Below are 7,729 nucleotides of genomic sequence, written 5' to 3' on the forward strand. Positions count from 1 at the left end.
AGGAGGAGACTTTCTCCACACTATTCTCTCCCAAGCTACATAGCGCGCTGCCTGGATACTTCGCAACTGCGTAAAGCTCCATTTGCCGGTGTAAATAACAAGGAAAAATAGAGGAATTATTGCAAAAGCTGCAAGCACGACGAATTCGGTGAGTGACTGACCTCGTTCTGAACTATGCGAGCTATCCCCAAATAATTTTTTTTCGGCATGAATTTTTTTCAGCATGAGAAGCATCACGTTTATTGCAAGCCAAGCAAAGTCGCATACAGCGATCTTTCGCGTGCATTCAAATCCACTAGTCGGGCTTCCCAGAACGGGCTAAAAAGATTGGCGCGCTCGTCATAGGCATCAGCGCGTTGCCATAATGATGCAGGCCGTCGGAAAAATGCTTGAGCTTTGGCCATGGAGCGTATGTGCTTGCCTGGATTGTCCTGTGCCAGTGAAATGTTTGTTTTATCCTGAGCGGACTGCTTGATGCCCAAAGCGTTGCTGGCATCCCGTACGTTTTGGCGATCATGCTCCACAACTACAACATAAGAAGGCATTACATCAGCTGGATCTCCATTTGCGTCCTTAAGTTGTGGGTTATTCCGATTAAAATCCCAGTAGCGACTGATTCCACCAGCAGAAAAACGTGTTGCATCGCCGCCGACCGAGCGCATGGATGCCCCCGTGCTATCTTGCTCTCCGGGATTTTTGAAAGCAGCAATATTGGACCCTTGAGCATTTTGCGAAAGGGAATCCTGATAGGCTGGTAAGTTGACTATACGTTCTGCAGTTGGAAAAACTGTTTGGGGAGTTGATCTTGTTTCCAGATATCGACCAGGATAGGGGAAATTATTGCCATTACCGGTTTGTGATGCTCCAAAACCTAATGGGATCTCAATCAATTTTTTTCCACCAAACAATATCCCTTTTCTGGTCCAAACATGTAATGACAAGGTGTCCATACCGGACCAGCCAAACTTTCCTTCTGTAGTTTTGGCAATCTCCGAGCCCCCAGCGCGACGAAATTCCCAGCCGGTAACGTACAGATTTCCGGATTTAACAGGGAGAAGAGGTGTAGGCAGATGATTCCGGGTGGATGTAAAACCATCTCGTGAGGCATTGATCATGTAAGCCATGCGGTTTTGAGCTTGCTCTTTGTCATCGCCCCAACGCTGAAGGAGGTTCCCACGATTTTTGAAATAACTGCTGAGGTTGGTAGCCATAATAATGGTGTTTAGTTGACCGTTGGCATCATTCAGTTTAACAACCTGTTCAGCAACGGCTGTCATTGCTCCACCAGGATGATTGTTGCCTCCTCCTGGATCGAAAACACCGTTAGCAAGGTGGTAGGCTTCTTGCGAACCACTCAAAGCCGAATCGGCTAAATCCAGTGCGGGAAGCAAGACGTTGCTTGCAGTTTCTATGCTTTGATTCAGCACATTGGTGCTTTGTGCAATGGCATTGGTAATGGCTGTTATGATTGAGCCTACACCTGGAATGGTCTGGGCAAAATTTCCAACATTCCGGATGTTATCACCCAGACTATTTATGTGTCTTCCCCACGAAACAAGACTGATGGTCTGGCCAATAGCTACTTGATTTGCCACCATAGCGCGATTTGTGTAAGCAATAAAATTTAGTTCGCGCGCTTCCATTTGCATGGCTGAAAATGCTGCCGCGTCAGCCGCATTTTGCGTTTTAAGTTTGACAGCGGTTTGCTGCCCAGTATTAAAAACAAACAACCCTGCTAACAGTATGGCTGGAATTAAAACAATAGAAAATAACGCTGCCTGCCCGGATTCTGCGAGATTTTTCGAAGTAAATATCATATTTATAGACGTTGAACGCATAATAAATTCCATATTTATATGAAGTTGATGATCCCGGTAGGTGCGTATGGAATTATTTCTCAATCTGAATTGATGAAAAATTCTAAATTAAAAAATTATTTGCCTAAGTCAGATTTGTAATCACTCATATTTTTCTGAATGGCAGCATTGCCTGTTGCTTGCCCCGCAGTGCCCTGCGCTGCAGTGATTTCGGTTCCTCCACTTTTGCCAGATAGTTCCTGGGAAATACCCGCCATTTGATGACGCAACGTCTGTCCAAAATAGGAAAATACTGCAATTCCAGTTATGGCGATGAGGGCAACGATAATGAGATATTCTGTCATCCCTTGACCGTATTCTTTTTGCTGATTTGACGTTGATAAATTATGTTTCATGAATCCTCCATTAGGGTCGGCTACTTTATCGATGTGTTATTATTTAAGCATGCCACAAAGACATGAACAATATGTTCAATAATCACGCGTTTTAATTTTTAATTATTTGTAAATATTGAATAAATATTTTTTTATAATTATGGCTTATAATTTTTTAATGATGATTTATGTTTGTTGTATAAATATTGTTTTATAGTTAATTATTTTGTATAAAATTTATTGCTAATGACGTTATTATATTATTTTCAGTGAGGTAATTTGTGATGTTAATTTGTGGGGTAATATGTCGCAGTTTGACGCTCGCGCTTGTCACGATGGTGTACCAGATTTTTTGCTGGACGCAGCTGTAACTGCGGCTAACCATGTGCTCGCAGATTTTTACCACTTAGTCCTGAGCGAGGATATATGGAAGAAATTTCAGGGTGCGCTGGACCGTTCGGTTCAAGGGAAGCAAAACTTTGCAGCAATTACTCAGAGCTACTGGGGTAATAGCTTGGGTGCGACTCATGAGCAGATTCGCAAGCTCACATCCTCATGGATGTGGCTGATGGGTGCCAACGAGATAAGTTTCCCGGCTTGCAAAAGGATCCTGCCCGGTGCGAAAAAAACAAGTTACGATTACGACAATTTAATAATTTCTACGCGTCTGTTGATGGCTCTATTTGCCTCAGTATCGTTGCTAACCAGGGGTCTGCTTGATCCATAGCCTGTTGTTTCAAGGCGCCGGGGATCAATGCCTTCGACAAGCAAGGCGTTTTTAACAGCTACCGCCCGAGTGACGGACAACTTTTGGTTGTAGCTTTCTGCACCTACCTGATCTGTGTGTCCCTCAATTCGTACATGTAACTGAGGATGCTTCTTTAGTAGATCACTCAATGCCTTCAAGGAGGGTTGGGCATCTGCCCTGAGGCTTGAGCGATTGAAGTCAAAAGGTAAATGCAAGGAAAATTGCCCCTTATTATTCAGTGCATAGAGCATGCTTTCGCTAGTCAGAGGGTCGGGCGAACTGGACACCATCCCGTTTTGCATAGGCTGCGTCTGTATTGCATATACTGAAGCATCCTGGGAATGACCGAACAGGGTGTTGTCGTTTATGAAAACTAAAGTACGTACTCCATCAGCAGCTCGATGTTCTGCTGTTAACATCCGCCCATCATCAAAAAGAAAATTTTCAACTCCTCCTGTATAGCCTGTCGGCGCGTTTCGCCAGAGAGATGTATTGATGGCTGCATCTCCATTGGTTCTGCAACTGTGGTTGGCGCATTGCCACAAAATATGGAACCCTGCATGCTGCAAAGCTTGTTGATAGTTGCGGATCACTTCCAGTGGCGAGCGATCTCTGGGAACCTGATATTTGATATAAGTGATTTGGCCCTCCAGTGTTTCAGAACGGGTCAGAGCATTTTTACCTAATGGTCCCAGGGGAATTGTTATTTCATCGTAATGAGCGCTGCGATAATTATCCACTACGCTTCCGGGGTATCGCCCCAGAAAGGGGAGATCTTGACCACTTTCTGCAAGAGTAGATGTTGAACCTGCTAAAGACAATGTCAGAAAAAAGAAAAAATTAAATCTGTTACGCATGCTGTTCACTCCAGTCAGAAGTGGCTCCGAAAGACAACGTGGCGATTTGTTTTTTTCTGCCAATGGTCCTTAGAAGGCGCGCGAGGAGCATGCGCCTGTTTGGTACCCCATGGCGTCGGCATAGTGCGGCTATCCGGGAACGTATGGTGCTTTCACTCTGTCCAAGTTGCAGTGCAATTTGGCTTTGACCAACACCATTAACCAGTAATTGTGCAATACGTAAATCTGTCGGGTTTAGTTCAGGATGAAAGGGGTATTCTATTTCTAATCTGCTGTGCAGGAAGGTTAGCCCTGCCTGAATTTTTTGCATTTCTACAGCAGTTAGTATTCTTTGTGTGTCGAGATGAAACAGTATGATCTGCATGGGAGTGTCATTGCAGATGAAGCTTGACGCGATTTCCAGTGAGGTCATGACTGTGTGCGGAGTTGGGGTGTTCCCCGTGGCTTCCCTTTGAGCCCGAACGATCAGTTCCCGAGGTGGGGTGGGCCAGCGCCCGGCAGGGTAGCGCCACCAGCAATGTGTTTGCCAGCTCTTGCTTTGTCGATGAATACGGTAAGTTTTTATCTGGCGCAGCCAGCCTAGATCACGCCAATGTTGGGCCATCTGTGTCGGGGATAGCTGCAAATTGTTGTTCAAAAGTGTTGCATCTGTGCCCTGGAGTTTTGTCTGGGCCAATAGTTTTAACCACATCGTTCGCTCCCTCCATTATGGAAGTTGATACATCTATAATATTTTCAAAAATAATACTGTGATTTTTCATAATGTCAATATCGTATATAAAATGGATAAAGACCTCTTTCATGGGTTTATAATTCTTGTTTATCAGTTTATATATAAATAAAAAACATGTAGTTATAATATATCTGTTATGATTATTGAACATCTTTTTAGAATTTTTATCTTATGATTAAATGATCCTGTAAAGCAGCTATCGGTTATGGCTGAAAATGTAATGCTGATTATAATGTGTATTGTTTTACACTTTGTCTGAGCTGCTTGTTTGAGTGGGAGAGACCTGTTGCGACATGAAGCATTTGCTTTTCTGGTCTTTATGGCCGTTCTGGGCCTGACGCTGCTGCTATTATTTGCTGCCCGTCAGCTTCTGCATAGAGGACAGAACCGCTTCGCACGCGACAGTCAAATGGGGCTGAAAAGTCTTTTCATTTTTGCGGACCCCGTGTTGCTCTGGAAATTTAATCTGATGTTGCTGGTTGTTCTGCCTATTCTGACGTGGTGGGCGTCGGGGTCAGTTGTGGTCGCTGTCGGGGCTGCCTTTTTGATCCTGCTTCTGCCGCGCCTGATTATGCGTTGGCTGCAGGGGCGACGCTTGGACCGACTGCATGCGCAGTTGCCAGATGCGCTGATGATGTTGGCCAGTGGACTGCGTGCCGGTGCTAATTTGCAACAGGCTATGGAGGGGCTATCTCGTGATCTCAGTCCGCCCATCAGTCAGGAGTTGGGTTTGGTGGTGCGAGAACAGCGTCTTGGAGCTGCTTTTGAAGATGCGATTGATCATCTGGCGGAACGTATACCTAGTCCAGATGTACAACTGGTCGCTTCCGCATTGCGAATTAGTCGGGAAGTCGGAGGCAGCCTTGCAGATACAGTGGCACGACTGGGAGAAACTATTCGCAAGCGACTGATGATGGAACAGAAAATAAAAGCATTGACTGCGCAGGGCCGTCTTCAGGGGATCGTCATGACGGCGCTTCCTGCATTGATTATTTTGGCCCTCTTGCAAATCGAGCCGCAAGCTATGGGTGCATTATTTAGTACGACCCAGGGATGGGCAGTATTGGCCGTTGCCATTCTTTGTGAGTTTTTGGGTTATTTTTGGATACGGAAAATTGTGAGTATTGAAGTATGACAAAGCTAACAATATGGTTAATTGCCGTACTGATAGGGTTGTCTATTGCTGTTGCAATTTATGGCTTGGGTTATCTGGCACGCCAGATGGAGCCCTCGCCCAGGGACTACATGGATCCTTTACCCAAAGGGTTGAGGCTGCTTTGGCCCATAGTTCAATTTGTTCGTTCAACATTGGTTATTTTCATTCCCGATCGTTTGCTGTTACCGGTACATCAACGGTTACAAAGAGCGGGTATGCACTACTTGCTGAGTTCCAGAGAGTTTGTTGCACTGAAAGTTCTGAGTACGACGGTACCCTTGATTTTTTGTGTGTTGTTATATCGGGTTTCAGGGTTGTTCAATGTTTGGCTGTTATTTTTGACTATGTTGTTTGCGAGCTTTTATCCTGACATCTGGTTGGTTGAACAGGCCAAGCGGCGTGGGCGTCTTATTCTAAAAGAGTTACCGGTTTACCTGGATTTCATCACCCTTATGATTGAGGGAGGGCTTAATTTAACCAGTGCGATGCAGGTGGCTGTTGATAAGGGGCCTGCAGGCCCGCTGCACAACGAGTTCGCGATCATGATTCGGGAGTTGCGATCCGGTACGGCAAAAATGGATGTGTTTCGACGCTTTGGAGAGCGCGTATCGTTGACGGAAGTACGCAGTCTGGTCAGTGCGTTGGTTCAATCAGAGGAGCGTGGCGGAGATCTGGGACCAGTATTGCGTGCTCAAGCAGAACAGCGACGGGAAGAGCGTTTTTTGCGGGCAGAAAAATTGGCTCTTGAAGCACCAGTCAAGCTTTTGGCGCCGCTGGTGGTTTTTATTTTTCCGATTACCTTCCTGATGCTGGCTTTTGTGATTTACATGAAATTTTTACAGGAGGGCGGATATTGATGTCAGTAGGCTGTATCTCTCGGGGAGAAGACATTTTATGGACAGAAGTGTCTTGCGCCAGTCATTTTGGAGATCGTCTGCGTGGGCTGTTAGGGAAAAGTCATCTCAATGCTGACGCAGGACTGCTATTGATGCACGTAGGCAGTATTCACAGCATAGGCATGGTTTTCCCCATTGACGTGATTTTTTTGGACCAGAACAGGCGGGTTACTGCTTGTCATAGCGATTTGCCCCCCTGGCGTTGGCGATTTTGCCGTGCTGCAGTAATGACCCTGGAAGTAGCCGCTGGCGGCATTAGGTTTTATGGCGTTGAACCCGGCCAGCGGCTGGAATGGCGTCCGCCATTGCACGACTGAGCCATACAGTCCAAAATCCACCCCTGATATGAGGGGGACCCATGTTTGACAATCTGACCCAAAAACTCACCCAGACTTTTAAAAACCTGCGTGGCCAGGGGCGTTTGAGCGAAGACAATATTCGTGACGCCCTGCGTGAAGTGCGTTTGGCCTTGCTGGAAGCCGATGTGGCGCTGCCGGTGGTGAAAGACTTCATCAACAAGGTGCGCGAATCGGCGCTGGGGGAGGAAGTGGTGAAAAGCCTGTCGCCGGGGCAGGTGTTTATCAAGATTGTCAATGATGAACTGGTCAAGCTCATGGGCGAGCACAATGACCGGCTGGATTTGAGTGCCCGACCTCCGGCAGTGATTCTTTTGGCCGGGTTGCAGGGTTCCGGTAAAACCACGACCAGTGCCAAGCTCGCTTTGTGGCTCAAGGAAAAAGAAAAAAAGCGGGTCATGATGGTGAGTACCGACGTCTATCGGCCTGCTGCCATGGAGCAGTTGGCGCATCTGGGCAAGGATATTGAGGTCGAAGTATTTCCGTCCCGTCCAGATCAGCAGCCGGTGCAGATTGCCAAAGATGCCTTAGAGGCAGCGCAGCGCGGGGTATTTGACGTGTTGATTGTCGATACCGCCGGACGCCTGCATGTGGATGACGCCATGATGGCGGAAGCACAGGCTTTGACCGGCGCCGTCCAGCCGGTGGAGTTGCTGTTTGTGGTGGACGCCATGACAGGTCAGGATGCTGTCAATACGGCCAAGGCTTTTAATGATGCCTTGCCGCTGACCGGCGTCATTTTGACCAAGACTGACGGTGACGCGCGTGGTGGCGCTGCCTTGTCGGTGCGGG

At 46.9% G+C, this 7,729-nt stretch carries 9 protein-coding genes and 1 pseudogene; 5 read left to right on the top strand and 5 right to left on the bottom strand.

Annotated features, from left to right (window positions below):
* From AC2VLY_RS11845 to AC2VLY_RS11855, 3 genes and pseudogenes are all read right to left on the bottom strand, one after another.
* Positions 1-225: pseudogene (locus AC2VLY_RS11845) on the bottom strand (hypothetical protein); the annotation flags it as partial.
* 14 nt (positions 226-239) lie between these two features.
* Entirely contained in the window at positions 240-1,838 is a 1,599-nt protein-coding gene (locus AC2VLY_RS11850; protein WP_486891894.1) for a pilus assembly protein TadG-related protein, read from the bottom strand.
* Positions 1,839-1,933: 95 nt separating this feature from the next.
* Positions 1,934-2,212, bottom strand: coding sequence for a Flp family type IVb pilin (locus AC2VLY_RS11855; RefSeq protein WP_193649481.1), 279 nt, complete (start codon positions 2,210-2,212; stop codon positions 1,934-1,936).
* Between the two features lie 283 nt (positions 2,213-2,495).
* On the opposite strand from AC2VLY_RS11855, the gene AC2VLY_RS11860 reads away from it, so the two are divergent.
* Positions 2,496-2,918, top strand: coding sequence for a type II toxin -antitoxin system TacA 1-like antitoxin (locus tag AC2VLY_RS11860; RefSeq protein ID WP_486922339.1), 423 nt, complete (start codon positions 2,496-2,498; stop codon positions 2,916-2,918).
* On the opposite strand, the gene AC2VLY_RS11865 is transcribed toward AC2VLY_RS11860, so the two are convergent.
* Both AC2VLY_RS11865 and AC2VLY_RS11870 read right to left on the bottom strand, forming a co-directional pair.
* Positions 2,831-3,796, bottom strand: coding sequence for an OmpA family protein (locus AC2VLY_RS11865; RefSeq protein ID WP_193649483.1), 966 nt, complete (start codon positions 3,794-3,796; stop codon positions 2,831-2,833). The two genes, AC2VLY_RS11860 and AC2VLY_RS11865, sit on opposite strands and share 88 nt — an antisense overlap.
* Positions 3,789-4,487: a helix-turn-helix transcriptional regulator gene (locus AC2VLY_RS11870; protein WP_300253482.1), complete on the bottom strand. Its 699-nt coding sequence runs from the start codon at positions 4,485-4,487 to the stop codon at positions 3,789-3,791. The genes AC2VLY_RS11865 and AC2VLY_RS11870 overlap by 8 nt, the downstream gene beginning before the upstream one ends.
* A gap of 328 nt (positions 4,488-4,815) precedes the next feature.
* Between AC2VLY_RS11870 and AC2VLY_RS11875 the strand changes: the two genes are divergently transcribed.
* The 4 genes from AC2VLY_RS11875 to AC2VLY_RS11890 all read left to right on the top strand — a co-directional run.
* Positions 4,816-5,664, top strand: coding sequence for a type II secretion system F family protein (locus AC2VLY_RS11875; protein ID WP_193649485.1), 849 nt, complete (start codon positions 4,816-4,818; stop codon positions 5,662-5,664).
* A complete protein-coding gene (locus AC2VLY_RS11880) occupies positions 5,661-6,542 on the top strand; it encodes a type II secretion system F family protein (RefSeq protein WP_031573076.1) in 882 nt (293 codons plus the stop codon). The genes AC2VLY_RS11875 and AC2VLY_RS11880 overlap by 4 nt, the downstream gene beginning before the upstream one ends.
* Entirely contained in the window at positions 6,542-6,898 is a 357-nt protein-coding gene (locus AC2VLY_RS11885) for a DUF192 domain-containing protein (protein WP_193649511.1), read from the top strand. The genes AC2VLY_RS11880 and AC2VLY_RS11885 overlap by 1 nt, the downstream gene beginning before the upstream one ends.
* A gap of 41 nt (positions 6,899-6,939) precedes the next feature.
* Positions 6,940-7,729 (top strand): signal recognition particle protein (locus AC2VLY_RS11890; protein WP_486922340.1); only part of this gene is annotated, 790 nt, incomplete at its 3' end.

The sequence above is a fragment of the Acidithiobacillus sp. TH-A36 genome, assembly GCF_057473445.1.

Excerpts from the sequence above, each read along its gene's own strand:
- AC2VLY_RS11850 (WP_486891894.1), bottom strand. The coding sequence starts at position 1,838 with ATGCGTTCAACGTCTATAAATATGATATTTACTTCGAAAAATCTCGCA.
- AC2VLY_RS11885 (WP_193649511.1), top strand. The coding sequence starts at position 6,542 with ATGTCAGTAGGCTGTATCTCTCGGGGAGAAGACATTTTATGGACAGAA.
- AC2VLY_RS11880 (WP_031573076.1), top strand. The coding sequence starts at position 5,661 with ATGACAAAGCTAACAATATGGTTAATTGCCGTACTGATAGGGTTGTCT.
- AC2VLY_RS11865 (WP_193649483.1), bottom strand. The coding sequence starts at position 3,796 with ATGCGTAACAGATTTAATTTTTTCTTTTTTCTGACATTGTCTTTAGCA.
- AC2VLY_RS11870 (WP_300253482.1), bottom strand. The coding sequence starts at position 4,487 with ATGTGGTTAAAACTATTGGCCCAGACAAAACTCCAGGGCACAGATGCA.
- AC2VLY_RS11860 (WP_486922339.1), top strand. The coding sequence starts at position 2,496 with ATGTCGCAGTTTGACGCTCGCGCTTGTCACGATGGTGTACCAGATTTT.
- AC2VLY_RS11855 (WP_193649481.1), bottom strand. The coding sequence starts at position 2,212 with ATGAAACATAATTTATCAACGTCAAATCAGCAAAAAGAATACGGTCAA.